This is a genomic window from Vibrio sp. McD22-P3 (assembly GCF_021568915.1).
Taxonomy (GTDB): Bacteria; Pseudomonadota; Gammaproteobacteria; order Enterobacterales; family Vibrionaceae; genus Vibrio; species Vibrio mediterranei.
In genome coordinates, this window is the sequence record NZ_JAKGTN010000024.1 from 34,754 (window position 1) to 58,843 (window position 24,090).

At 45.6% G+C, this 24,090-nt stretch carries 23 protein-coding genes; 14 read left to right on the plus strand and 9 right to left on the minus strand.

Annotation, left to right across the window (positions count from 1 at the left end; translation table 11 throughout):
- Nucleotides 1–7 precede the first annotated feature (7 nt).
- The 11 genes from L2W36_RS22700 to glmU all read left to right on the plus strand — a co-directional run bounded on the left by L2W36_RS22700 (nt 8) and on the right by glmU (nt 9,559).
- Nucleotides 8–889: a ParB/RepB/Spo0J family partition protein gene (locus L2W36_RS22700; RefSeq protein WP_006073071.1), complete on the plus strand. Its 882-nt coding sequence runs from the start codon at nt 8–10 to the stop codon at nt 887–889.
- Between the two features lie 191 nt (nt 890–1,080).
- A complete protein-coding gene (locus L2W36_RS22705) occupies nt 1,081–1,470 on the plus strand; it encodes a F0F1 ATP synthase subunit I (RefSeq protein WP_006073069.1) in 390 nt (129 codons plus the stop codon).
- A gap of 8 nt (nt 1,471–1,478) precedes the next feature.
- The gene (atpB, locus tag L2W36_RS22710; protein WP_006073067.1) at nt 1,479–2,285 is read left to right on the plus strand and encodes a F0F1 ATP synthase subunit A; all 807 of its coding nucleotides are present in this window, start codon (nt 1,479–1,481) and stop codon (nt 2,283–2,285) included.
- A gap of 60 nt (nt 2,286–2,345) precedes the next feature.
- Nucleotides 2,346–2,600 carry a F0F1 ATP synthase subunit C gene (gene atpE, locus L2W36_RS22715; protein ID WP_006073065.1) on the plus strand — a complete coding sequence of 85 codons (255 nt, stop codon included), beginning with the start codon at nt 2,346–2,348 and terminating at the stop codon, nt 2,598–2,600.
- Between the two features lie 82 nt (nt 2,601–2,682).
- Nucleotides 2,683–3,153, plus strand: coding sequence for a F0F1 ATP synthase subunit B (gene atpF / locus L2W36_RS22720; RefSeq protein WP_006073063.1), 471 nt, complete (start codon nt 2,683–2,685; stop codon nt 3,151–3,153).
- A gap of 14 nt (nt 3,154–3,167) precedes the next feature.
- Nucleotides 3,168–3,701, plus strand: coding sequence for a F0F1 ATP synthase subunit delta (atpH, locus tag L2W36_RS22725; RefSeq protein WP_031493873.1), 534 nt, complete (start codon nt 3,168–3,170; stop codon nt 3,699–3,701).
- A 13-nt stretch (nt 3,702–3,714) separates the two neighbouring features.
- A complete protein-coding gene (atpA, locus tag L2W36_RS22730; protein WP_006073059.1) occupies nt 3,715–5,256 on the plus strand; it encodes a F0F1 ATP synthase subunit alpha in 1,542 nt (513 codons plus the stop codon).
- Nucleotides 5,257–5,297: 41 nt separating this feature from the next.
- Complete coding sequence (gene atpG / locus L2W36_RS22735) at nt 5,298–6,164, plus strand: F0F1 ATP synthase subunit gamma (protein ID WP_006073057.1); 867 nt, start codon at nt 5,298–5,300, stop codon at nt 6,162–6,164.
- Between the two features lie 35 nt (nt 6,165–6,199).
- Nucleotides 6,200–7,603 carry a F0F1 ATP synthase subunit beta gene (gene atpD / locus L2W36_RS22740; RefSeq protein WP_006073055.1) on the plus strand — a complete coding sequence of 468 codons (1,404 nt, stop codon included), beginning with the start codon at nt 6,200–6,202 and terminating at the stop codon, nt 7,601–7,603.
- An 18-nt stretch (nt 7,604–7,621) separates the two neighbouring features.
- A complete protein-coding gene (locus tag L2W36_RS22745) occupies nt 7,622–8,044 on the plus strand; it encodes a F0F1 ATP synthase subunit epsilon (protein ID WP_006073053.1) in 423 nt (140 codons plus the stop codon).
- A gap of 153 nt (nt 8,045–8,197) precedes the next feature.
- Nucleotides 8,198–9,559 carry a bifunctional UDP-N-acetylglucosamine diphosphorylase/glucosamine-1-phosphate N-acetyltransferase GlmU gene (glmU, locus tag L2W36_RS22750; protein WP_236111662.1) on the plus strand — a complete coding sequence of 454 codons (1,362 nt, stop codon included), beginning with the start codon at nt 8,198–8,200 and terminating at the stop codon, nt 9,557–9,559.
- 57 nt (nt 9,560–9,616) lie between these two features.
- Here the strand turns inward: glmU and L2W36_RS22755 are convergent, their stop codons facing one another.
- Nucleotides 9,617–10,360, minus strand: coding sequence for an amino acid ABC transporter permease (locus L2W36_RS22755; protein ID WP_236111663.1), 744 nt, complete (start codon nt 10,358–10,360; stop codon nt 9,617–9,619).
- A 92-nt stretch (nt 10,361–10,452) separates the two neighbouring features.
- Between L2W36_RS22755 and L2W36_RS22760 the strand changes: the two genes are divergently transcribed.
- Nucleotides 10,453–11,229 (plus strand): transporter substrate-binding domain-containing protein, encoded by a 777-nt coding sequence (locus tag L2W36_RS22760; RefSeq protein ID WP_124940465.1) that lies wholly within the window; start codon nt 10,453–10,455, stop codon nt 11,227–11,229.
- A gap of 37 nt (nt 11,230–11,266) precedes the next feature.
- On the opposite strand, the gene punC is transcribed toward L2W36_RS22760, so the two are convergent.
- On the minus strand, nt 11,267–12,520 hold the full coding sequence (punC, locus tag L2W36_RS22765) for a purine nucleoside transporter PunC (protein WP_219906997.1): 1,254 nt from the start codon (nt 12,518–12,520) through the stop codon (nt 11,267–11,269).
- Nucleotides 12,521–12,611: 91 nt separating this feature from the next.
- Here punC and punR point away from each other — a divergent pair, with 91 nt between their 5' ends.
- Nucleotides 12,612–13,511, plus strand: coding sequence for a DNA-binding transcriptional activator PunR (gene punR / locus L2W36_RS22770; RefSeq protein WP_088876462.1), 900 nt, complete (start codon nt 12,612–12,614; stop codon nt 13,509–13,511).
- Between the two features lie 31 nt (nt 13,512–13,542).
- On the opposite strand, the gene ilvA is transcribed toward punR, so the two are convergent.
- Genes ilvA through ilvG form a run of 5 tightly spaced genes read right to left on the minus strand, consistent with a single transcriptional unit; the run spans nt 13,543 to nt 19,836 of the window.
- Entirely contained in the window at nt 13,543–15,081 is a 1,539-nt protein-coding gene (gene ilvA / locus L2W36_RS22775; protein ID WP_006073044.1) for a threonine ammonia-lyase, biosynthetic, read from the minus strand.
- A 5-nt stretch (nt 15,082–15,086) separates the two neighbouring features.
- Nucleotides 15,087–16,928, minus strand: coding sequence for a dihydroxy-acid dehydratase (gene ilvD / locus L2W36_RS22780; protein ID WP_006073042.1), 1,842 nt, complete (start codon nt 16,926–16,928; stop codon nt 15,087–15,089).
- 12 nt (nt 16,929–16,940) lie between these two features.
- Nucleotides 16,941–17,894, minus strand: coding sequence for a branched-chain amino acid transaminase (locus tag L2W36_RS22785; protein ID WP_006073040.1), 954 nt, complete (start codon nt 17,892–17,894; stop codon nt 16,941–16,943).
- A gap of 14 nt (nt 17,895–17,908) precedes the next feature.
- Nucleotides 17,909–18,190, minus strand: a complete 282-nt coding sequence (ilvM, locus tag L2W36_RS22790; RefSeq protein ID WP_006073039.1) for an acetolactate synthase 2 small subunit — start codon at nt 18,188–18,190, stop codon at nt 17,909–17,911.
- Entirely contained in the window at nt 18,190–19,836 is a 1,647-nt protein-coding gene (gene ilvG / locus L2W36_RS22795) for an acetolactate synthase 2 catalytic subunit (RefSeq protein WP_038224147.1), read from the minus strand. Before ilvG ends, ilvM begins: the two co-directional genes overlap by 1 nt.
- A gap of 483 nt (nt 19,837–20,319) precedes the next feature.
- On the opposite strand from ilvG, the gene L2W36_RS22800 reads away from it, so the two are divergent.
- A complete protein-coding gene (locus L2W36_RS22800; RefSeq protein ID WP_096443858.1) occupies nt 20,320–21,843 on the plus strand; it encodes a YifB family Mg chelatase-like AAA ATPase in 1,524 nt (507 codons plus the stop codon).
- Here the strand turns inward: L2W36_RS22800 and L2W36_RS22805 are convergent.
- Both L2W36_RS22805 and L2W36_RS22810 read right to left on the minus strand, forming a co-directional pair.
- Nucleotides 21,840–22,814 (minus strand): DUF2860 family protein, encoded by a 975-nt coding sequence (locus L2W36_RS22805; protein ID WP_124940462.1) that lies wholly within the window; start codon nt 22,812–22,814, stop codon nt 21,840–21,842. The two genes, L2W36_RS22800 and L2W36_RS22805, sit on opposite strands and share 4 nt — an antisense overlap.
- Before the next feature lie 143 nt (nt 22,815–22,957).
- Nucleotides 22,958–23,944, minus strand: a complete 987-nt coding sequence (locus L2W36_RS22810; RefSeq protein WP_236111664.1) for a DUF2860 domain-containing protein — start codon at nt 23,942–23,944, stop codon at nt 22,958–22,960.
- Nucleotides 23,945–24,090 lie beyond the last annotated feature (146 nt).

The following is a 24,090-nucleotide window of genomic DNA, read 5'->3' on the forward strand; positions in this document are numbered from 1 at the left end:
AGATTCAATGTCTAAACGTGGTTTAGGCAAAGGGCTCGACGCGCTTTTGTCGACGAGTTCTATTGCCAGAGAAAAACAACAAGTCGCAACGCAAAGCCAAAGCCTATCTACCGATGGTGATCTGGCTGAACTTTCAATCAATAGTCTGCGCCCTGGTATTTACCAGCCGCGTAAAGATATGGCTCCTGAAGCACTCGAAGAGCTCGCAGCTTCCATTCAATCGCAAGGTATTATTCAACCTATTGTGGTCAGAAGTGTTGGGCATGAGCAATTTGAAATTATTGCTGGTGAAAGACGCTGGCGAGCGGCAAGACAAGCTGGCCTGAAAATGGTGCCTTGTCTGGTGAAGAACGTTCAGGATCGTGCTGCGGTTGCGATGGCGCTAATTGAGAACATTCAACGTGAAGACCTAAATGCCATTGAAGAAGCTCAGGCTCTGGAAAGGCTACAAGACGAATTTGAATTGACCCACCAGCAAGTGGCCGATGTGATTGGTAAATCACGTACTGCGGTCAGTAACTTGCTGCGTTTGAATCAACTAGAGCCATCTGTGAAGAAGCTAGTTGAAGCGAAACAGATAGATATGGGTCACGCTCGCGCACTATTAGCATTGGAAGGTGAAGTTCAATGTGAGGTTGCGGACACTGTTGCTAAGAAACAGCTGACGGTTCGTCAAACCGAAGATTTAGTGAAAAAGTGCTTAAAACCGAACTCTTCAGAGAAAAAACAGTCAGAAGACCGTGATGCTAAAGAAATTTCACATCGTTTAAGTGAAATTCTGGGTGCAAAAGTGTCTCTTGTACGAAATGCAAGCGGAAAAGCAAAAGTAACGATAAGTCTTGATGAACCTCACAAATTGGAGCAACTTATTGCCAAGCTTGAGAGCTAAATGAGATAATTGATGTAGGTCAATTATTTATAAATTGAAATTTTGTGCGAAAGTTATGGTTTTGTGAACGAAATAGCACCTTTTTGGTGCTGTTTGATTGCAATAACTTTGTCGGAAAGTATAATTTTCGCGAATCTCCCAGCACAGTAGTAATTTAGGTGCATTGTGGAAAAAACTATAGGTAAGAATACATGGTAGCTGTGCTAGCTAGACCAGGACGAGAGCTTGCAAAGCGATTGTTACTGATTCAAGCCAGCGCGGTTACATTGGTAGCTGTTGGAATGGCAGTAGCTGTAAATGCTGAGTGGGGAATTTCAGCGCTCATTGGTGGTGGCAGTTTTGTTATCGCTAATGCGGTTTTTGCATTGTGTGCATTTTTGTTTAGTGGGGCTCGAGCAGCGAAAAAGGTTGCCGCGTCTTTCTACGCAGGAGTGACTCTGAAAATCCTCATTACGGTTGCTCTATTCTCGATTGCTTACATGTATATTCAGGTGGAAGTGATTCCCTTGAATCTCACTTTTTTACTGGCCGTCTTAATTAACCTTATGGCACCAGTAATATTCGTCAACAACAAAAAATAGGATGAGTTATGGCTGCGCCAGGTGAAGCGCTAACATCGGCCGGATATATCACTCACCACTTGACCAACCTTTCTTTAGGAAGTCTCGGTCTAGTGGAGGAGACGAGTTTCTGGAACGTACATATCGATAGCCTGTTTTTTTCTGTGTTTACTGGTCTGATATTCCTAGGAGTGTTTCGTTCAGTAGCTAAGAAAGCAACAGCTGGTGTGCCGGGCAAGCTGCAGTGTTTTGTTGAAATGATCGTGGAATTCGTTGACGACAACGTCAAAGAAACGTTTCATGGACGCAACGCGCTAATCGCGCCTTTAGCACTAACTATCTTCTGTTGGGTATTTTTAATGAACGTCATGGACCTTGTTCCAATTGACTTCTTACCTTACCCTGCAGAGCAGATGGGCATCCCTTATCTCAAAGTGGTTCCTTCTGCTGATGTCAATATCACCATGGCTATGGCGCTAGGTGTTTTTGCTCTGATGATTTACTACAGCATCAAAGTAAAAGGTCTAGTTGGCTTTACAAAAGAATTGACGCTACACCCATTTAACAATCCAATCATGATTCCTTTCAACATGCTGATCGAAGTCGTGTCTTTGCTTTCAAAGCCACTGTCTCTCGGTATGCGTCTGTTCGGTAACATGTTTGCGGGTGAGGTGGTCTTCATTCTTTGTGCTGCAATGCTACCATGGTATTTACAATGGATGGGCTCACTACCATGGGCGATATTCCATATTCTGGTTATTACGATTCAAGCCTTCGTGTTTATGATGCTAACGATTGTTTATCTATCAATGGCACACGAAGACAGCGATCACTAACTTTATTAACGCTTTTTATTTGGGCAAATTTAAGCCAACAACTATAAATTGGAGATAGTAATGGAAACTTTACTGAGCTTTTCTGCAATCGCCGTAGGTATCATTATCGGTATGGCAGCATTTGGTACGGCGATCGGTTTTGGTCTTCTAGGTGGTAAATTCCTTGAAGGCGCGGCTCGTCAACCTGAAATGGCTCCGATGCTTCAAGTTAAGATGTTCATCATCGCAGGTCTACTTGATGCGGTTCCTATGATCGGTGTTGTTATCGCACTGCTATTCACATTCGCGAACCCATTCGTTGGTCAGCTAGGTTAATCAGCTTTTTCTCAGACAAGTTTCGGACTTGTCACCTGATTAAACTTTAGCTCGTCAATGAACCATTAGAGGGGTAGCTGTTGTGAATATGAACGCAACTCTGCTAGGTCAAGCAATCTCATTCGCACTATTTGTGTGGTTCTGCATGAAGTATGTATGGCCACCAATCATGAATGCGATTGAAGAACGTCAGAAAAAAATTGCTGACGGTCTAGTAGCCGCTGAGCGCGCTGCTAAAGACTTGGATCTAGCACAAGCCAACGCTTCTGACCAAATGAAGGAAGCGAAGCGCACTGCAACAGAGGTCATTGAACAGGCAAACAAGCGTAAAGCACAAATTGTTGATGAAGCTCGTGAAGAAGCTTTGGCAGAACGCCAAAAGATTCTTGCTCAAGCTGAAGCAGAAATTGAAGCTGAACGTAACCGTGCCCGTGATGAGCTGCGCAAACAAGTTGCAACTCTGGCTGTAGCTGGTGCTGAGAAGATTCTTGAGCGTAGTATCGATAAGGATGCGCAAAAAGATATTCTCGACAATATTACTGCGAAACTTTAAGGCGAGGGGCGCATATGTCTGAATTGACTACAATCGCACGCCCCTATGCTAAAGCAGCATTTGACTTTGCGGTAGAAAAGCAAGCATTAGACCAATGGGTTGAAATGTTAACTTTTGCCGCTGAAATTACCAAGAATGAAGACATTGCAGACTTGTTATCAGGTTCTGTAACGGCGAAAAAAGTCGCTGATATCTTCATTGCCGTTGGTGGTGAACAGTTTGATGAATTCGGTCAAAACTTGATTAAAGTTATGGCTGAAAATGGTCGACTAGCAGCCTTGCCGTATGTGTTAGAAGAGTTTGTAGCTTTCAAAAAAGAGCTAGAAAAACAAATTGATGTTGAAGTGATTTCAGCGTCAGCTCTAAACGACGAGCAACTTGCAGCGATCAGCGACAAACTTGAGAAGCGTTTAGAACGCAAAGTTAAGCTGAATTGCAGTGTAGATGAGACCCTACTTGGTGGGGTTATTATTCGAGCCGGAGATCTTGTAATTGACAACTCAGCACGTGGTCGTTTGAACCGCCTGAGTGAAGCAATGCAGTCTTGATGGGGATTGGAGCATGCAACTTAATTCCACAGAAATTAGCGACCTAATCAAGCAGCGTATCGAATCTTTCGATGTTGTGAGTGAAGCTCGTAATGAAGGTACTATCGTATCGGTAAGCGATGGTATCATTCGCATTCACGGCCTAGCGGACGTGATGCAAGGTGAAATGATTGAATTACCGGGTGGCCGTTATGCACTAGCACTTAACCTTGAGCGTGACTCGGTTGGTGCGGTAGTAATGGGCCCATATGCTGACCTTAAGGAAGGCATGAAAGTAACAGGTACTGGTCGTATTCTTGAAGTACCAGTTGGTCCAGAATTGCTTGGTCGTGTTGTAAACACGCTAGGTGAGCCAATTGATGGTAAAGGTCCAATTGAAGCTAAACTTACGTCACCAGTTGAAGTGATTGCACCGGGTGTAATCGACCGTAAATCGGTTGATCAGCCAGTACAAACTGGTTATAAGTCAGTTGACTCAATGATCCCAATCGGTCGTGGTCAGCGTGAGCTTATCATCGGTGACCGTCAGATCGGTAAAACCGCTATGGCGATCGATGCAATCATCAACCAGAAAGACTCTGGTATCTTCTCTATCTACGTAGCGATTGGCCAGAAGGCATCTACAATCGCAAACGTTGTGCGTAAACTGGAAGAGCACGGTGCACTACAAAACACTATCGTTGTTGTAGCATCTGCATCTGAATCTGCTGCACTGCAATATCTTGCGCCATACTCTGGTTGTGCAATGGGTGAGTACTTCCGTGACCGCGGTGAAGACGCTCTGATTGTTTATGATGATCTATCTAAGCAAGCGGTAGCTTACCGTCAGATCTCTCTACTACTTAAACGTCCACCAGGCCGTGAGGCATTCCCAGGTGACGTATTCTACCTCCACTCACGTCTACTAGAGCGTGCAGCTCGTGTAAACGAAGAGTACGTAGAGCGTTTCACTAACGGTGAAGTGAAAGGCAAGACTGGTTCTTTAACTGCTCTTCCTATCATTGAAACTCAAGCAGGTGACGTTTCTGCATTCGTACCGACAAACGTAATCTCGATTACCGATGGTCAGATCTTCCTACAAACTGAAGCCTTCAACGCGGGTGTTCGCCCAGCGGTTGACCCAGGTATCTCAGTATCTCGTGTAGGTGGTTCAGCACAGACTAAGATCATTAAGAAGCTATCTGGCGGTATCCGTACTGCACTAGCTGCTTATCGTGAACTAGCGGCATTCGCACAGTTCTCATCTGATCTAGATGAAGCAACTAAGCGTCAGCTAAGCCACGGTCAAAAAGTTACAGAACTAATGAAGCAGAAGCAATATGCTCCAATGTCTGTATTTGACCAAGCACTAGTTATCTTTGCTGTTGAGCGCGGCTACCTAGATGATGTTGAAATCAACAAGATTCTAGACTTCGAAGCAGCGCTTCTATCGTATGCTCACAGTCAATATGCTGATCTTGCAAAAGAGATCAACACTACGGGTGCTTACAACGATGATATCGAAGCTCAGCTTAAGAAACTGACTGACGATTTCAAAGCAACTCAGACTTGGTAATTGGTGGGTGACCTTTTGGTCACCACTTATGGAGAGTAACGATGGCCGGCGCAAAAGAGATACGTAATAAAATCGGTAGTGTGAAAAGCACTCAGAAAATTACGAAAGCGATGGAAATGGTAGCAGCTTCAAAAATGCGTCGTTCGCAAGATGCGCGTGAAGCTTCTCGTCCATACGCTGAAACTATGCGTAAAGTGATCGGTCATTTGGCAAACGCAAACCTAGAGTACCAACATCCGTACCTAGAAGAGCGTGAAGCCAAGCGTGTTGGTTATGTCATTATTTCTACTGACCGTGGTCTTTGTGGTGGCTTGAACATTAACTTGTTTAAAAAAGCCATTGTAGAGATGCAAGGTTGGAAAGATAAAGGTGCTGAAATCGAGTTAGCTATTATTGGCTCAAAGGCGACAGCATTCTTTAACAACAGCGGCGCAAAAGTAGCGGCACAGGTATCTGGTCTGGGTGATGAGCCAAGTCTAGAAGACCTAATCGGTACGGTAGGCGTTATGCTGAAGAAGTATGACGAAGGCGAATTGGATCGCCTGTACGTAGTGTATAACCACTTTGTGAACACTATGATTCAGGAACCAACGATCGATCAATTGCTACCTCTGCCTAAATCTGACAGTGAAGAGATGCAGCGCGAACATTCATGGGGCTACATTTATGAGCCTGAGCCAAAACCACTACTAGACGCACTATTGCTTCGTTATATCGAATCTCAAGTGTATCAAGGTGTGGTAGAGAACCTTGCTTGTGAGCAAGCGGCTCGAATGATTGCAATGAAAGCTGCAACGGACAATGCGACCAACTTGATTGATGATCTAGAGCTTGTGTACAACAAGGCGCGTCAAGCGGCTATCACACAAGAACTATCAGAAATCGTTGGCGGCGCAGCTGCGGTTTAAGCTTAGGTAAAACGAAATAGATTAGAGGATTAACGATGGCTACAGGTAAGATCGTACAGATCATCGGTGCGGTAGTCGACGTAGAGTTCCCACAGAGTGACGTACCAAGTGTATACGACGCTCTAAACGTAACGGACTCTAAAGAGCGTCTTGTTCTTGAAGTTCAACAACAGCTAGGCGGTGGCGTAGTTCGTTGTATCGTAATGGGTAGCTCTGATGGTTTACGTCGTGGCGTAACAGTAGAGAACACAGGCGCGCCAATCTCAGTACCAGTAGGTACTAAGACTCTTGGTCGTATCATGAACGTACTTGGTGATGCGATTGACGAGTGTGGTGAGATCGGTGCAGAAGAAAGCTATGCGATTCACCGTGAAGCGCCAAGCTACGAAGAGCAATCTAACGAAGTCGCTCTTCTAGAAACGGGTGTTAAAGTAATCGACTTGGTTTGTCCATTCGCTAAGGGTGGTAAAATCGGTCTATTCGGTGGTGCAGGTGTAGGTAAGACCGTTAACATGATGGAACTTATCAACAACATCGCATTACAACACTCAGGCCTATCCGTATTTGCGGGTGTAGGTGAGCGTACTCGTGAAGGTAACGACTTCTACTTTGAGATGCAGGAAGCGGGCGTTGTAAACGTTGAGAAGCCTGAAGAATCAAAAGTAGCAATGGTTTACGGTCAGATGAACGAGCCTCCAGGTAACCGTCTACGTGTTGCTCTGACTGGTCTAACAATGGCAGAGAAGTTCCGTGACGAAGGTCGTGACGTACTGCTGTTCGTTGATAACATCTACCGTTACACACTTGCAGGTACAGAGGTATCGGCACTTCTAGGTCGTATGCCATCTGCGGTAGGTTACCAGCCAACTCTTGCAGAAGAGATGGGTGTACTACAGGAGCGTATCACGTCAACAAAAACTGGTTCTATCACGTCTGTACAGGCGGTATACGTACCAGCGGATGACTTGACTGACCCGTCTCCAGCAACAACGTTCGCGCACTTGGATGCAACGGTTGTACTTAACCGTAACATCGCTGCTATGGGTCTATACCCAGCGATTGACCCACTAGATTCAACATCTCGTATGCTTGATCCACTAGTCGTTGGTCAAGAGCACTACGAGGTAGCTCGTGGTGTGCAGCAAACACTGCAGCGTTATAAAGAGCTGAAAGACATCATCGCGATCCTAGGTATGGACGAGCTATCTGAAGAAGATAAGCAAGTTGTATCTCGTGCTCGTAAGATTGAGCGTTTCCTAACTCAGCCTTACCACGTAGCGGAAGTATTTACTGGCGACCCAGGCATCTACGTACCTCTTAAAGAGACTCTACGTGGCTTCAAAGGTCTACTAGCTGGTGACTACGATGACATTCCAGAGCAAGCGTTCATGTACTGCGGTACTATCGACGATGCTATCGAGAATGCTAAGAAGCTATAAGGCTAAATAGGAGGCGATATGGCAGCAATAACCTTTCACCTAGACGTAGTAAGCGCTGAGAAAAAGCTTTTCTCTGGTCGCGTAGAAACGTTCCAGGTGTCCGGTAGCGAAGGTGAACTTGGTATTTTCCATGGTCACACACCGCTGCTGACCGCTATCAAGCCTGGTATGGTGCGTATCGTTAAACAGCACGGCCATGAAGAGTTCATTTATGTCTCTGGTGGTATTGTTGAAGTTCAGCCAGGCACAGCGACTGTGTTGGCTGATACAGCAATTCGTGGTGAAGAACTAGACGCAGCGAAGGCGGAAGAAGCCAAGCGCAAAGCTGAGGAACATATCCAGAATCAGCATGGCGACATGGACTTCGCGCAAGCGGCCAGTGAACTGGCTAAAGCCATTGCTCAGCTTCGAGTAATCGAGCTGACAAAAAAACGTCGTTAATTCAGTTAAACTGAACTAACCGCGATGAAAAAGGCGACCTATGGGTCGCCTTTTTGCTTAATTTTTATTAGAAATTTACCCAATCCATTTAACACTATTGTCATTCATAGCTAGAATGACGTTAGCTTAATTAACGTCAATGGTTTGATAATAATGAAATTCAGTGCAGTTGTTCTTGCTGCGGGGAAAGGAACCCGCATGTATTCCAATAAGCCTAAAGTGTTGCATACACTTGCTGGCAAACCAATGGTAAAACATGTCATCGATACTTGTGAAAGCTTAGGTTCTCAGAATATCCACCTTGTTTATGGTCATGGCGGTGAAATGATGCAATCGGCTTTGCAACAAGAAAAAGTAAACTGGGTTCTACAAGCCGATCAGTTAGGGACAGGTCATGCTGTTGATCAGGCATCTCCTTATTTGGCGGATGATGAAAAAGTGCTGGTCCTCTACGGTGATGTACCTCTTATCTCCGAAGAGACTATTGAAAACCTATTAGATGCTCAGCCTACAGGTGGTATCGCTTTGCTTACTGTCGTTCTTGATAACCCTATGGGTTATGGTCGTATCGTGCGTAAGAATGGTCCTGTTGTTGCGATCGTTGAGCAAAAAGACGCCACAGAAGAACAAAAGCTGATTAAAGAGATCAATACGGGTGTGATGGTGGCAACCGGTGGAGACCTTAAACGTTGGTTGTCCGGCTTAAGCAATGATAACGCGCAAGGTGAGTATTACCTGACAGACGTGATTGCAGCTGCTCATAATGAAGGTCGTGCAGTAGAAGCCGTTCACCCGGTAAACCCTATTGAAGTTGAAGGTGTGAACGACCGTGCTCAGCTTGCTCGTCTAGAGCGTGCATTCCAATCTATGCAGGCGCAGAAGTTACTAGAGCAGGGGGTTATGCTACGTGACCCTGCACGTTTTGACCTTCGTGGTCAGTTACAGTGTGGCATGGACGTAGAAATCGATACCAATGTCATCATCGAGGGTAGTGTAACTCTTGGCGATAATGTAGTTGTAGGTGCAGGTTGCGTACTGAAAGACTGTGAAATCGATGATAACACACTTGTACGCCCGTATAGCGTAATCGAAGGTGCGACAGTTGGCGAGGAGTGTACTGTTGGCCCATTTACACGTTTACGCCCTGGAGCTGATTTACGTAATGATTCGCACGTTGGCAATTTTGTTGAAGTGAAGAATGCGCGTCTAGGTGAAGGTTCGAAAGCTAATCACTTAACTTACCTGGGTGATGCCGAAATTGGCCAGCGCACTAACGTTGGTGCTGGTGTTATTACTTGCAACTACGACGGTGCAAATAAGTTTAAGACAGTTATCGGCAATGACGTTTTTGTCGGTTCTGACAGTCAACTGATTGCTCCTGTGATTATCGCTGATGGGGCAACGATTGGTGCGGGCACCACATTAACCAAAGATGTAGCTGAAGGTGAGTTAGTGATTACTCGCGCAAAAGAGCGCAAAATTACAGGATGGCAGCGTCCAACCAAACAGAAGTAAACTCTTCCATTAGAAAGGGCCTCATTGAGGCCCTTTTTTGTCTCTTGATACTTATTGTTAGTGGCTTGGAATAGCAATACGCTTTTCCAGCCAGCGTACAGCTTGTGAGACCAATAGTATTAATACTAAGTACTCGAGTACCAAAAACGTATAGATTTCTAAAGGTAAGTACTCATTTACAACCAGCTCATTGGCGCGTCTAGTTAGGTCACTTAGCCCGATAACGCTTACTAATGATGACATTTTGAGGATATAGACAAACTGGTTACCGAGTGGTGGCAGTATCTGACGAAAGGCTTGCGGTAAGATAACCAGTCGCATCTTCTGCCAATAATTGAGGCCGAGTGACTCAGCAGCTTCATGCTGACCACGAGTCACTGCCTGAATACCGCCACGGAACACTTCTGCCATAAAGGCACTTTCCGCGATAGTAAGTGCTATCACTCCTGCCCAAAAATGGTTGAGGGAAATGTCTAATAACGTGGGCATGCCGTAGTACACCCACAGTAACAAAACTAGAACGGGTATGGAGCGAATAACTTCGACATAGACTCGATTAATGGCGCGCAGCCAGGGCTTCTCTGACAAGGCTGGAAAGGCAACAAGCAGACCTATAAGCATGGCAAACACCATACTTAGTAAGGATACATAGATAGTGTCTTTAAAGCCCGCCAATAGAAAGCCGAGGTTAGTTTTTCCTTGTTCAGTTGAGGGATCAAGTACATACCAACCCCACTCATAGTCAGAACAGCCACTTAGAAGTGGTAGGCACAAAACAACAGTAAGTAATCGATAGCTCACAATCGTCCCTAATTATTCCTGAAAAATCCATCTGTTACTGCTATGTTATCAAGGATGTACCACTAATGTTTAATAATTTTAGGGACTATTCAATGAAGAAGTGGATTCTGGGTTTTATTATTACTTTTCTTTCTATCGGTCAGGTAGCGGCTGAAACCAGTCGTCTGCAGAAGATCTTGGATTCAGGTGTATTGCGTGTAGGCACTACGGGTGACTGGAACCCGATGACCATGAAAGATCCTGCGACCAATTCGTATCGTGGTTTCGATATTGACGTGACGACAGAACTTGCCAAAGATCTTGGTGTTAAAGTGGAGTACGTGGCAACGGATTGGAAAACGTTAGTAAACGGTATTACTGCTAACAAATACGATATGACGGGCAGTGCGTCGCTTAATATGTCTCGCGCTAAAGTGGCGGGATATAGCCAGCCCTATTTTTATCTGGCATTTGTCCCCGTGGTTCAAAAGAAAGACCTGGAGAAATTTTCTGATTGGGCCGATTTTAACAAACCTGATGTCAAAGTGGCTGCCACGCTCGGTACCGTGCAAGAGAAAATGGTGAAAGACTTTTTTCCTGATGCTGAGCACATTGTTATTGAAGCACCAGCTCGTGACTTCCAAGAATTACTCGCGCGTCGTGCCGATGTGTCAGTGACGTCAAATGTGGAAGCGGCAACGTTAGTAACCAAGTTCAAGCAACTTGCCATTGTACCTGTTAAGAAGCCTCGCAAGCCGACACCGATTTCGATGCTGTTACCACAAAGTGACCAAGTTTGGATTAACTATGTGAATCATTGGGTAGAGCTGAAAAAAACGCAGGGTTTCTTTGAAGAAACTGCGAAAAAGTGGGGGCTGAAAAGTCTTTAATATTAGAAAAATGGGTGACTTGGTCACCCATTTTTGATTACTCGTCGCTCACTACTCGTGAGTTATCCGGTATTGTCAGTTCTTCGGTTAGTGCTGGTGTTGCGATCAGGTAACCGACCCACATTAATGCTAAACAACCAAGAATCACATAGCCTACCGCTGATTGAGCGACAACGGCAAATGCTGCAACTAGCGCACTGGCTAAACTACTAATACCAATCTGTAAGCTATTTTGTAGGCCTGCCGCAGTTGCTGAACAATGTGGTGCGCTTGATAGTGCACGGTTAACAACAATTGGATACAGTGCCCCATTAGCGACTGCAAGTAAGCAGAATGGCGCTAGAATTGGCCATACGCTGGTTAGCTCCCACTGACACGCAGCAAATACTAACAGTATAGCGACCGTCTCCAGTCCTAGTAGCTGTTTCAGTACCGCGTCATCACCTAATTTAGCCACCAATTTCTTGCCCATATAGCCACCGAGCATAAATGCGATGGTTTGTGGAATGAAGCTCAAACCAATGTCTTTTGCCGAATAGCCCAGCTGGCTCATAATCTCTGGCATACCGGTTAGGTAGGCGAAAAACGCAGCAGAAGCGACAGAGAACAACATCACGTTGCCCACATACTCACGTGACCCTAATAAACTCTTAAGATCAGCACCAACAGATGATTGTTTACGCTCTGCTTTTTTATGATCTTTCATCGATAAGGTGATCATGGCTAGTAGAGCGCCAGTGATCGCCAGTACGACAAAGATGCTATGCCATCCCCATAATTCAGTTAATAACACGCCAAGTTGAGGAGCTAGTGCCGGAGACAGGGCGACGAGAGGCATAATAGTGGCAAATATCTGCTGGCTTGTTTTTTTATCGAATTTGTCGATCACCATAGACTGCCAAATCACAGCTGGCGCACAGACACCAATAGCTTGTAGCATGCGCAGTGCCAACAGGTGCCATACTTCTTGGCTCCAAGCTAAGCCTACCGAGGCAATCGTAAAGATAACGAGTCCTGCAAATAGGGTTTTACGGTGTCCAAAACGGTCACTGGCTAGTCCCCATAGGAACTGACCCAGCCCCATACCGACTAAAAAGACCGTCAATGACAGGGCAATCTGTTCTGGTCCAGTCGCAAAATCTTGCTCAATGAGTTTAAACGCAGGCAAATACATGTCGGTAGCTATGAAGCCCAACATGGATAAGGTCGCAAGATAGATGAGTTGTAGTTTAGTTATTTTCATTGTTATTCCTTGAAATATTTTCACAGGAATGAATTGGCGCCAGCCCATACTGCTGATGGTGTGTATTCTATTTTTGGATCTTAGAAAAATAAAACGCTATATTTTGTGGTTATCTATCAAAAAATTTGAAAGCTAAAGTATGTATTCTCGCTCATCATTAGAAATGCTAGATGTGGTTGCTCGATTAGGAAGCTTTAGCGCTGCCGCTGAGGTATTGCATAAAGTGCCTTCTGCGATTAGCTACAGTGTGCGACAGATTGAACAAGAACTCGGGGTAAAACTGTTTACTCGGCTACCAAGAAAGGTTGAGTTAACCTCGGCCGGTGAAGTCTTCATGGTGGAAGCTCGGCAAATGCTGCGCAAAATGGATGAACTTACTCACCAGACACGACGTACAGCTCTAGGGTGGCAAAGTAGCTTAAAGCTGACCTTAGATAATGTGGTTAGAGTAGATAAGCTGTCTGACCTGATTGAAGATTTCTATCAAGAGTTTGAGTTTGCTGAGCTGCAGATCAATATGGAGGTCTATAACGGCTCTTGGGAAGCTATTTCCCAGCAACGAGCGGACATTGTGATTGGCGCGACGAGTGCGATTCCTGTCAGTGGTGAATACGGCGTTAAGAAAATAGGCAGCCTAGACTGGGCTTTGGTTATGTCGCCCTCGCATCCATGTGCTCATCAGGCGCAATTGGATGAAGATTTTGTCAGTCAATTTACCGCCATTTGTATTGATGACACGTCGCGAGTATTACCTAAGCGTCACAATGAGCACTACCCGCAACAGCGGCGCTTATTGCTACCCAATTGGTTTACTGCCATCGAGTGTTTGAAAAAGAACGTAGGCATTGGTTACATGCCTAGGCACATTGCTCAGCCACTTATCGACTACGGCATGCTGGTGGAGCGAACTCTCGAAGATGCTCAAGCACCAAGTGAGTGTTGCTTGGTGTGGAGAAAGCACGATAATCATAATCTATTGGATTGGATGGTAGAGTACTTAGGGGATGAAGCTCAGCTGTATCGCGATTGGTTAAAATAAAAATGGGAAGCAGCCACTTCCCATTTTCTGATTAAGATAAAAAGAACTTATAAGATGGATTATCGGTCTCGTCTTTGCACTGGTAGCCCAGTTCTCTCAGATGAGCCGAGAACTCATTCAAATCACTATCTTCCAATTCAAAACCACATAAAACTCGACCGTAATCTGCGCCTTGGTTACGATAATTGAATAAGCTGATATTCCAATGCGTCCCTAACGTGCTTAAGAACTTAAGTAGCGCTCCTGGATACTCTGGGAATTCAAAGCTATATAGGCGTTCTTTAAGCTGTTTTGACGGTCTACCGCCAATCATATAGCGAATGTGCAGTTTTGCCATTTCATCATCAGAGAGGTCAACCACAGGGTAGCCACTCGCTCTGAGATCACTAATGATGCCATCCAATTCTTCTTGACCACCTACGAGACGCACACCGACGAAAATGTTGGCTAATTTGTCATCGTTGTATCGGTAGTTAAACTCAGTAACCGCTCGGCCACCAATAATATTGCAGAACTCGAAGAAGGCGCCTTGGCGCTCTGGAATGGTCACCGCTAGTATACCCTCACGTTTTTCACCGAGTTCACAACGTTCAGAGACATAACGTAAGCCATGGAAATTGGTATTAGCACCCGAAAGCACTGTGCCTAGATGCTTACCTTGCAAGTGATTTTGCTCAGCAAACTTTTTCAGACCAGCAAGTGCCAGTGCACCTGATGGCTCGGCAATAGCGCGAGTATCTTCAAAGATGTCTTTCACTGCGGCACAGATTTCATCGCTAGAAACCGTAATGTGGCCATCAATATATTTCTGGCACAGTCGGAAGGTTTCATTACCAATGATTTTAACCGCAACACCGTCTGCAAACATACTGACCTGATCGAGTACTACAGGCTCCCCAGCATCCATCGCAGCTTTAAGACAGGCAGAATCTTCCGGTTCAACAGCAATGACTTTTATCTCAGGCATCAGTTGTTTGACCAAGACCGCAACACCCGCAGCTAGACCACCACCGCCAACAGGAACGAAAATATAGTCGAGGTGACCATTTTGCTGCAGCATTTCCATACCAATGGTGCCTTGCCCTGCAATCACCAATGGATGATCGAAAGGCGGCACAAAGGTGTAGCCATGTTCTTCTGACAGACGCTGTGCTTCGGCTTTAGCTTCATCAAAATTGCTACCATGCAGAACGACGTTACCACCAAAGCCACGAACCGCTTCAACCTTGATATCAGGGGTGGTTTTAGGCATCACAATGGTGGTATTGATGCCCAGTTTCGTGCCAGATAGTGCCATGCCTTGAGCATGGTTACCCGCTGAGGCGGCAATCACACCTGCACGTTTTTGCTCATCAGTCAGATTGGCCACCATGTTGTAGGCGCCGCGCAACTTGAACGAGTGCACAGGCTGGCGATCTTCACGCTTGATTTGAACCTGGTTGCCGATGCGTGCTGCCAATCTTGGCATTTCTTGAAGTGGCGTTACGGTCGCCACTTCATAAACCGGTGCTCTGAGTATCTGGCGCAGATAATCTGCGCCAGACTCAGGATGATTATCTGCTGCACTCATTGTTGTTAGCCCTCGAGTTTCGACTTATCGCGCACCGCACCTTTGTCTGCACTGGTTGCAAGGTTAGCATAAGCTTTAAGTGCTAAAGAGACCGTACGTTCGCGATCAGCAGGTTTCCAGCCCAACTTGTCTTGCTCTGCGCGTCGAGTAGCAAGCTCAGATTCAGCGACATCCAATGTGATGCTGCGTGACGGGATATCAATGCTAATAGTGTCGCCGTCTTTGACAAGGCCAATAGTACCGCCATTTGCCGCTTCCGGAGAGGCGTGACCGATAGATAGGCCAGAAGTACCGCCAGAGAATCGACCATCAGTAAGAAGTGCACACTCTTTACCAAGGCCCATCGATTTTAGGTATGTGGTTGGGTACAACATTTCTTGCATACCCGGACCGCCTTTTGGTCCTTCGTAGCGAATAACCACAACATCGCCTGCTTTTACTTTACCACCCAAAATGCCATCAACCGCATCTTCTTGGCTTTCAAAAACAACAGCAGGGCCTTGGAATACCAGGCTGCCTTCATCTACACCTGCTGTTTTAACAATACAACCATCTAAAGCAATATTACCTTTCAGCACTGCGAGACCACCATCTTGGCTATAGGCGTTGTCTTTTGTGCGAATACAGCCATTCTCACGATCATCATCTAAGGTATCCCAGCGACAATCTTGAGAGAACGCTTGAGTGGTGCGAATACCAGCAGGACCTGCGCGGTAGAACGACTTAATTTCCTCGGAATCCGTCAACATGATGTCGTATTGATTGAGTTGTTCTTCCATCGTAAGGCCAAGAACAGTCTTAGTTTGGCTATTAAGCAAGCCTGCACGATTTAGTTCACCCAGAATACCGATAACCCCACCAGCACGGTGTACATCTTCCATGTGATACTTAGGTGTGGAAGGTGCCACTTTACACAGGTTAGGGACGCGGCGAGACATTTGGTCGATATCTTCCATATCGAAATCCACTTCACCTTCTTGAGCAGCTGCTAATAGGTGAAGCACTGTATTGGTTGAGCCCCCCATAGCGATATCAAGCGCCATTGCGTTCTCAAAAGCATCTTTGGTGGCGATGTTGCGTGGAAGGGCTGTCGCGTCATCTTGTTCGTAGTAGCGCTTAGTTAGGTCAACGATACGTTTACCTGCATTCTTGAATAGCACCTCACGGTCTGCGTGAGTCGCAAGTAGTGAACCATTACCTGGTTGAGAAAGACCTAAAGCTTCTGTTAGACAGTTCATCGAGTTGGCAGTGAACATGCCTGAGCAAGAACCACAAGTTGGACATGCTGAACGTTCAACTTGCTCGCTTTGTTCGTCAGAAACCGTAGGATCGGCACCTTGGATCATGGCATCAACCAGATCGAGTTTGATGATCTGATCAGAAAGCTTAGTTTTACCAGCCTCCATTGGGCCACCAGAAACGAAGATCACTGGAATATTTAGGCGCATTGAAGCCATCAGCATTCCCGGAGTGATCTTATCGCAGTTGGAGATACACACCATGGCGTCGGCACAGTGAGCGTTGACCATATACTCTACAGAGTCGGCAATGAGCTCACGTGAAGGCAGTGAGTACAACATACCGCCGTGACCCATTGCGATGCCATCATCAACAGCAATGGTATTGAATTCTTTGGCAATACCGCCCGCTTCTTCAATTTCTTTGGCGACTAGTTGGCCAAGGTCTTTAAGGTGAACGTGTCCCGGTACAAATTGAGTAAACGAGTTTACAACAGCAATAATTGGCTTACCGAAATCTTCTTCTTTGACTCCAGTTGCACGCCAAAGTGCACGAGCACCAGCCATGTTGCGACCATGAGTTGTGGTGGCTGATCTGTATTTAGGCATTGTACTTCTTCCTTATTTTGCTGATGCTGGTTTCTGTTCTGGGTATACGTAATCTAGCCAGCCCCACTTATCTTCAGTGGTGCCATTGAATAGGCCAAAATACGCATCTTGCATAACTTTGGTAATTGGACCGCGTTTACCTGTACCAACATCGATTTTATCAATGCTGCGTACCGGAACGATTTCAGCAGCGGTACCGGTCATAAATACTTCGTCTGCTAGGTAAAGTGCTTCACGAGCAATGTTAGCTTCACGAACGTCGTAGCCCATATCTTTCGCAATCGTCATTATTGAGTCGCGAGTGATACCTGGTAGGATCGCGCTGGTTGCTGGTGGTGTCGTGATGACGCCATCTTTGACTACGAAAATGTTCTCACCAGCGCCTTCTGATAGATAACCATCGACACTGAGAGCAATACCTTCGTCATAACCGTGACGACGTGCTTCACCGCCAACAAGCAATGAAGAAAGATAGTTACCACCAGCTTTTGCTGCAGTTGGAATGGTATTTGGCGCGGCGCGGTTCCAACTTGATATCATTGCGTCTACACCGTTTGCTAGTGCTTCTTCACCTAGGTAAGAACCCCAAGGGAAAGCAGCAATGATGAGCTCCATTTGCGTGCCTTCTGGAGGGCAAACACCTAGACCAACGTTACCGACAAAACCTAATGGACGAATATAAGCGGATTCAAGCTTATTTTGGCGTAGTGTCTCACGGGTTGCTTCCATGATTTCTTCCTCTGTGTAAGGAATTGGGAAGCGATAAATCTTAGCGGAATCTTTAAGGCGCTTGGCGTGCTCAGGGTGACGGAAAACCACAGGGCCGTTAGGTGTGTTATAACAACGAACCCCTTCAAAAACAGAAGTACCATAATGCATTGCGTGAGTTAAGACGTGAACGTTCGCTTCAGCCCATGGAACCATCTCACCATTAAACCAAATAAAATCTGCTGTACTTTTAGCCATTTAGCATTCCTTCCTTATGCACTTTGTTCTTGTAGGTTGTGATTGGTCAGTTCGTTGTGTTTAAGCTCTGTCACCTCGATGGTACGAATATCCCAAAGCTTCTCAATCTGATTAATCAAGGTCGTGATAGGGCGATCGCTATCAACAATGATCTCAACACTGGCAATCTTACTTTCATGGTTTTGTGTTGCAGCCACTTGTTTAATGATAAAGCCACGGTGGCGAATAACGCGTAATACGCGCTCTAGCAAGACAGGTTTGTCATCGGCTTTGATGTCTAATAAGTATCTGTCCATTAGGTATTCTCCAACATGTCACTATTCGAGGCGCCTGGCGGAACCAAAGGCCATACATTTTCTTCTTCATCTATCAACACGTGAAGCATGTACGAGGTCTTGCTCTCTAGCATTTCTTTGAGAGCAGGCTCAACTTCTTCTTTACGAGTAATGGTTTTACCTGGGATATCGAATGCTTTAGCAAGCATGACAAAGTCAGGGTTATCATCCAAAATCGTTTCGCTGTGTCGACCATCAAAAAACAGTGATTGCCACTGTCTAACCATACCAAGACGTTGGTTATTTAACAGCACAATTTTGACGGGTATTTGACGGCGCTTCAGTGTGCCTAGTTCTTGCACATTCATCATGAATGAACCGTCACCAGTAATAAGAATCGATTGGTCGTCAGGGCGACCGACTGCTGCTCCCATTGCTGCTGGTAGACCAAAGCCCATAGTGCCGAGACCAGCCGAAGTAATAAAGTTCTCAGGCAATCTAGGCTGGATATGTTGTGCTGCCCACATTTGGTGTTGACCAACGTCCGTTGAGATAATCGAAGACTCAGGCATCATGTCTGATAGCTGTTTAAGGAGCAGTGGAGCAAAAATTAAATCTCCTGGATGGTCATAGCGCCATTTAAAACCACTGCGTAAGCTTTCGCTGTGATGTACCCAAGGAGCAATATCTTTTGACAGTTCAAGCTGTGGCAAGATGACGTTTATGTCACCACGTAATGCAGCATGAGCTTGTCTGAGCTTGTTAAATTCCGCAGCATCAATATCGATATGAATCACTTTTGCATGAGGAGCAAAGGTATCCAGTTTTCCGGTCACGCGGTCATCAAAACGAGCACCAACCACGATTAAAAGGTCACATTCTTGAACGACTAAGTTTGCGGCCTTGGTACCGTGCATGCCCAACATTCCCAAGTAGTGTGGGTCATGTCTCTCAATAGTACCCAAGCCTTTTAGTGTGCTGACACTTGGCATAGGGTTGAGGCGTAAAAACTCACGTACAGATTCTGTGGCATCGGCAAGTTGCACACCACCACCTACATACAAAACTGGGCGAGAGCTTTGATCAAGCAGTTGCTGTGCTAACTGGACTTGCTCTGACGAAGCAACAGGGATCGCTGGTGGCGTAAACGGGGGAAGGACATCAACCGGAGCATTAGCAAGTTGGACATCTTTAGCAATATCGACAATAACAGGGCCAGGTCTGCCTGTTTTAGCAACTTCAAATGCCTCGGCAAGAGTTGGAGCTAACTCTTCAATATCCGTGACCAGATAGCTATGTTTCGTGCATGAGAGAGACATACCAATCACATCCATTTCTTGGAATGCATCAGTACCGATATGGGAGCTGGCAACTTGACCAGTGATAGCTACGAGAGGGATCGAATCGAGAAAAGCGTCGGCGAGGCCGGTTACGAGATTGGTGGCGCCGGGGCCGGAGGTGGCCATACAAACAGCAACGTCTTTGGTGGCTCTTGCCAGTCCGATGGCTGCCATTGCAGCGCCTTGTTCGTGTCGGCAGAGGATATGTTCTACACCACCATCATACAGAGCATCGTAGATTGGCATGATGGCTCCACCAGGATAGCCAAATACCGTTTCAATGCCTTGCTGTCTCAATGCGGCTACAACTAATTCAGCACCTGTCATTATAGCCTCCTTGGGTGTCACGCTTGCTGTCGTGACTGTTTGTCGTTCGATTGCACATTGTGTGCTCCATTTCTTCCTGTCATATCCACCGAGAGGGTTTCTATGAGTGATCACTATCAAATTTATATTTTGAGTTTGTAAAAAAACCCCCGGACTTTTCAGTGCGGGGGTTTTTTGAATCTCGTGGTTATTTTCCGCCCACATGCCCCCGTGCGGTACCAATCAGGACCACAATAATCAGGCTAATCAGAGTGTGAGAGTGAGCGTTAAAAGTCATTATCTTGTTTCTAAATCGTTGTGTTGTTTCTAACGAAAATGTTTGCGTCACTAGTGGTATCACAAATTTCTGTTACCTGACAAGCAAAAAATCATACTTTTTTCACATTTACTCAGCATTAAATATGGCTGTATAACATGGGGTATATATAAAACTCTGACTTTTAACCATCTAAGTGAGAGAAATTGGAAGGAAAAAGGGATTTCATGGGATTATCGATTATTTATAGTCGAGCGAGCGTTGGTGTTGAAGCACCTTTGGTTACGGTTGAAGTCCACATCAGTAATGGTATGCCCGGTTTTACACTGGTAGGACTTCCAGAGACGACAGTTAAGGAATCTAAAGACCGAGTACGTAGTGCCATCATCAATTCACGATTTGAGTTTCCGGCGAAGAGAATCACGGTGAATCTCGCTCCTGCGGATCTGCCTAAAGAGGGGGGGCGATTTGATCTTCCTATTGCGTTAGGTATTTTGGCGGCGTCTGATCAGTTACCTCACGATAAGCTACTTGCACATGAATTTGTTGGCGAGCTAGCGCTTTCTGGAGAGCTAAGAGTCGTCAAAGGTGTTTTACCTGCTGCACTCGCCGCTAACAAAAGCCGTCGATGCTTAGTGGTGCCAGAAGGCAATGGTAATCAGGCGGCGTTGGTTGGCCGAGAGCACCATAAATCAGCATCAGGTCTACTCGATGTCTGTGCGTATTTGATGGGCCAACAAGCTTTATCCCTATATACCGACACTAAACAGATAAAGATGGTGCCGAAAACACGCGATTTACAGGATATCATCGGCCAACAACAGGGAAAGCGAGCTTTAGAGATTGCCGCAGCCGGAAATCACAACCTACTCTTTCTCGGTCCTCCTGGAACCGGAAAAACCATGTTGGCCTCACGGCTTTGCGACCTATTACCTGAAATGAGCGAACAAGAAGCGATGGAAACTGCCTCGGTCGCGTCGTTGACGCAGCAAGAAATCAATGAAGACAATTGGAAAACGCGGCCTTTTCGTGCCCCTCATCATTCGAGTTCTATGGCTGCATTAGTTGGCGGAGGTTCGATACCAAGACCAGGAGAAATTTCTCTGGCACATAATGGATTACTATTCCTCGACGAAATGCCCGAATTTGAAAGAAAAGTCTTGGACTCACTTCGAGAGCCGCTTGAGTCAGGCGAAATTATTATTTCCCGAGCCCAAGGGAAAACCCGTTTTCCAGCTCGATTCCAACTCGTCGGTGCATTGAACCCGAGTCCTACTGGGTACTATGAAGGCAATCAGTCACGTACCAACCCTCAGCTAATTCTACGCTACCTCAGTCGATTATCGGGGCCTTTGCTCGACCGATTTGATATGTCGATTGAAATACCTTCATTACCCAAAGGAACATTGTCTGAAGGGGGAGAGCGAGGGGAGTCAACTCAAGTCGTGCGTCAGCGTGTTCATCGAGCGCGTGATGTGATGTTAAGTCGCAATGGTAAGGTGAATGCACTCCTTCACAGCGGTGAAATCGAGGACTATTGTCGCTTAAAGAAAACAGATGCAGAGTTTCTTGAGAATGCTCTACACCGTTTAGGGCTCTCTGTTCGCGCCTATCATCGAATTATCAAAGTAGCACGTACTATTGCTGATCTTGGCGGTGAGGATGATATTCAAAGAGAACATTTAGCTGAAGCGTTAGGATATCGCGCTATGGATAGGTTGCTAAAACAATTGACTGCGCAAGCGGTTTAGAAGGCGAAGTTCATACCGACGGAGGTTATCCAATCGGCGGACTCATAAAAGGCGATGGAAGAATCTGTCGCGTTGTATCCTGATAGGGATATTAAAGATAATGCATCAATATTCCATAAAGAGAGGTATTCATAAGCCAGAAATGCACTGTATTTTTCATCGATACGATGATTCTGATCGAAAATGACATTCTCGCCACGATATTCATGATTCATATAGCTCATGGTCGCGGCAATGCTGTGTTGCTGGTAGGTGAATAGGGCAGTAAGTTCACTGCCAACCCCTTGGTTTCTGACGGCTTGACCTTTAGCATCATCAACCACATAAATCACCGATGGAAACAACAGCCAGTGATTATTAACCGCTAACGTGTAGGAGCCTTTCGCATAGTAGAGATGGCTATTCCTATCATAATCTGAGTCAAGATTAAGGTTTTTTGCCGAAAACTCTTCATCAACAACTCGGGTACCGTATGCCAAATCTAGGGTAAACAGTGAGCCTGCGATGTTCTCCATTTGAAAACGATAAGCATCGCCTGTTGCTTCCGCTGCTTGCAGTTGTTCGGCGCCGACGTATGGATTGTTCCAAATCGGTTCTCCGAGGACGGTCGGTAAGTAAGAAATACTCCATATAGAACCATCGTTTTGTTGTTGTCTATAACCGCCTTCTAATACAAAGGTTCCGACGGCAATATCGTTACGGGAAGTTCCAATGAACCATTGTTTATTGCTTTGCGATCCAAAAGTGTAATTGACTACACCTAATGGCATCCAAAACTCATCGTATGTTTCTTGAGAGGCGCTGATTTTGGGATCGGTACTGGCGACCAAATTGGATTTTTCTCCTACCAGTGTATTGCTGATTGATATTTCACCACTAAAGCCTTTACTCTGAGCTAGTGAAGCGACAGATAGAGAGCTGTAGGTCGCAGTAAATGCTATAAGCGAAAGCAAGAAGTATCGAATAGCCATGACATATCCATAAATCAGTAGGTTGTGGGTAAAGAGGTTATTTCCTTATAAACTTGGCGGGTACTGTAGCGATAAAAAATGGCTTAGCAAAATGCTTCGCTAAGCCACGTATAATGGAAGGTAATGGGTATGCCTATGACCTATTAGAATTTCCAGTTTAGGCCAACTGCGGTGATCCAGTCTTTTTCATCGTAGAAGTCGATGTTGGAATCGCTATTAGTCGCACCGGCAAAGGCAACAAGCGATAAGTTATCGGAGTAGAAAATTCCCGGATACTCATATGCTAGGAAAGCCTTCCATTCATCATCGCCACGAGTTTTGTCATAGATTGGATTTGCTGCATCGTAATCACGTTTTGAATAGCCTAACGTCAGTGCTAATTTGTGATTTCCAAACGACATGAAAGAGGATAACTCTGCACCATAAGTATTGTGTTTCATTGCATTGCCATCCGCATCCTGCTGGGTGTAAATCAGAGCGGGATAGAGTAATACTTGTTGGCTCACAGGTAACATCATTTTGAACTTACCATAGAGGATATCAGCGTTACGACTTAGGAGTTGTGCTTCCTGTGGAGATAAGGCAGGTACTCCTGTACCAGAGCGCTCCTCATCCAGTTCACGTTTGCCATAGGCAAGGTCCAAGCTGAATAACGATCCGGCAATATTGTCTAGTTGTAGACGATACGCGTTGCCTTTTTCTTTGGTAGTATTGCGAGTATCTGTCGTATAGGGATCTTGCCAGACTTCACCCTCTAGAATGGTTGGCAAGAAAGAAACACTCACTCTGGTTTTATCGCGAAATAGGTATTTGTAACCCGCCTCAAGTGCTACCGTACCAACGGCAATATCGGCTCGTGATGTACCTAAAAACAATTGATGGTTTGATTGCGCTCCAAAGGTATATTGAAGACTACCGAGGGGAAGTACTAATGCGCCGCTGTCTTCTTGTTGACTACCAGTGTAGTTGCGAAATTCATCGTCGGTATTAGTAAGATTCGATGTTTTGCTTGCGTAAGCCGCGTTTAATGCAATTTCACCGCTAAAACCATTGCTTTCTCCCAACTTAGCCACTGCTACCTGCGAGACAAGGCCAAGGGACACTGCCAAGACACTCCATGCCTGTTTCATAACTGATCCTTATCATGTTCTGATTATTTTGGTAACGATTGTAATTATATGTTTATGCTATGTTATTAGTTCAGAATAAGCTCGTTTTTTTTGAGTTACAACACAAATCAGACCAATGATAAAATCATTGCACAAGGCAGTGCGCC

What these genes read in the sequence shown, in the direction of transcription:
- ilvA (WP_006073044.1), bottom strand. Translation starts at nt 15,081, where the DNA reads ATGAGTGCAGCAGATAATCATCCTGAGTCTGGCGCAGATTATCTGCGC.
- L2W36_RS22700 (WP_006073071.1), top strand. Translation starts at nt 8, where the DNA reads ATGTCTAAACGTGGTTTAGGCAAAGGGCTCGACGCGCTTTTGTCGACG.
- L2W36_RS22745 (WP_006073053.1), top strand. Translation starts at nt 7,622, where the DNA reads ATGGCAGCAATAACCTTTCACCTAGACGTAGTAAGCGCTGAGAAAAAG.
- ilvM (WP_006073039.1), bottom strand. Translation starts at nt 18,190, where the DNA reads ATGGACAGATACTTATTAGACATCAAAGCCGATGACAAACCTGTCTTG.
- L2W36_RS22705 (WP_006073069.1), top strand. Translation starts at nt 1,081, where the DNA reads ATGGTAGCTGTGCTAGCTAGACCAGGACGAGAGCTTGCAAAGCGATTG.
- atpA (WP_006073059.1), top strand. Translation starts at nt 3,715, where the DNA reads ATGCAACTTAATTCCACAGAAATTAGCGACCTAATCAAGCAGCGTATC.
- atpB (WP_006073067.1), top strand. Translation starts at nt 1,479, where the DNA reads ATGGCTGCGCCAGGTGAAGCGCTAACATCGGCCGGATATATCACTCAC.
- atpH (WP_031493873.1), top strand. Translation starts at nt 3,168, where the DNA reads ATGTCTGAATTGACTACAATCGCACGCCCCTATGCTAAAGCAGCATTT.
- L2W36_RS22805 (WP_124940462.1), bottom strand. Translation starts at nt 22,814, where the DNA reads ATGGCTATTCGATACTTCTTGCTTTCGCTTATAGCATTTACTGCGACC.
- atpG (WP_006073057.1), top strand. Translation starts at nt 5,298, where the DNA reads ATGGCCGGCGCAAAAGAGATACGTAATAAAATCGGTAGTGTGAAAAGC.
- punR (WP_088876462.1), top strand. Translation starts at nt 12,612, where the DNA reads ATGTATTCTCGCTCATCATTAGAAATGCTAGATGTGGTTGCTCGATTA.
- L2W36_RS22760 (WP_124940465.1), top strand. Translation starts at nt 10,453, where the DNA reads ATGAAGAAGTGGATTCTGGGTTTTATTATTACTTTTCTTTCTATCGGT.
- atpD (WP_006073055.1), top strand. Translation starts at nt 6,200, where the DNA reads ATGGCTACAGGTAAGATCGTACAGATCATCGGTGCGGTAGTCGACGTA.
- ilvD (WP_006073042.1), bottom strand. Translation starts at nt 16,928, where the DNA reads ATGCCTAAATACAGATCAGCCACCACAACTCATGGTCGCAACATGGCT.
- L2W36_RS22785 (WP_006073040.1), bottom strand. Translation starts at nt 17,894, where the DNA reads ATGGCTAAAAGTACAGCAGATTTTATTTGGTTTAATGGTGAGATGGTT.
- ilvG (WP_038224147.1), bottom strand. Translation starts at nt 19,836, where the DNA reads ATGACAGGTGCTGAATTAGTTGTAGCCGCATTGAGACAGCAAGGCATT.
- glmU (WP_236111662.1), top strand. Translation starts at nt 8,198, where the DNA reads ATGAAATTCAGTGCAGTTGTTCTTGCTGCGGGGAAAGGAACCCGCATG.
- punC (WP_219906997.1), bottom strand. Translation starts at nt 12,520, where the DNA reads ATGGGCTGGCGCCAATTCATTCCTGTGAAAATATTTCAAGGAATAACA.
- L2W36_RS22810 (WP_236111664.1), bottom strand. Translation starts at nt 23,944, where the DNA reads ATGAAACAGGCATGGAGTGTCTTGGCAGTGTCCCTTGGCCTTGTCTCG.
- atpE (WP_006073065.1), top strand. Translation starts at nt 2,346, where the DNA reads ATGGAAACTTTACTGAGCTTTTCTGCAATCGCCGTAGGTATCATTATC.
- L2W36_RS22800 (WP_096443858.1), top strand. Translation starts at nt 20,320, where the DNA reads ATGGGATTATCGATTATTTATAGTCGAGCGAGCGTTGGTGTTGAAGCA.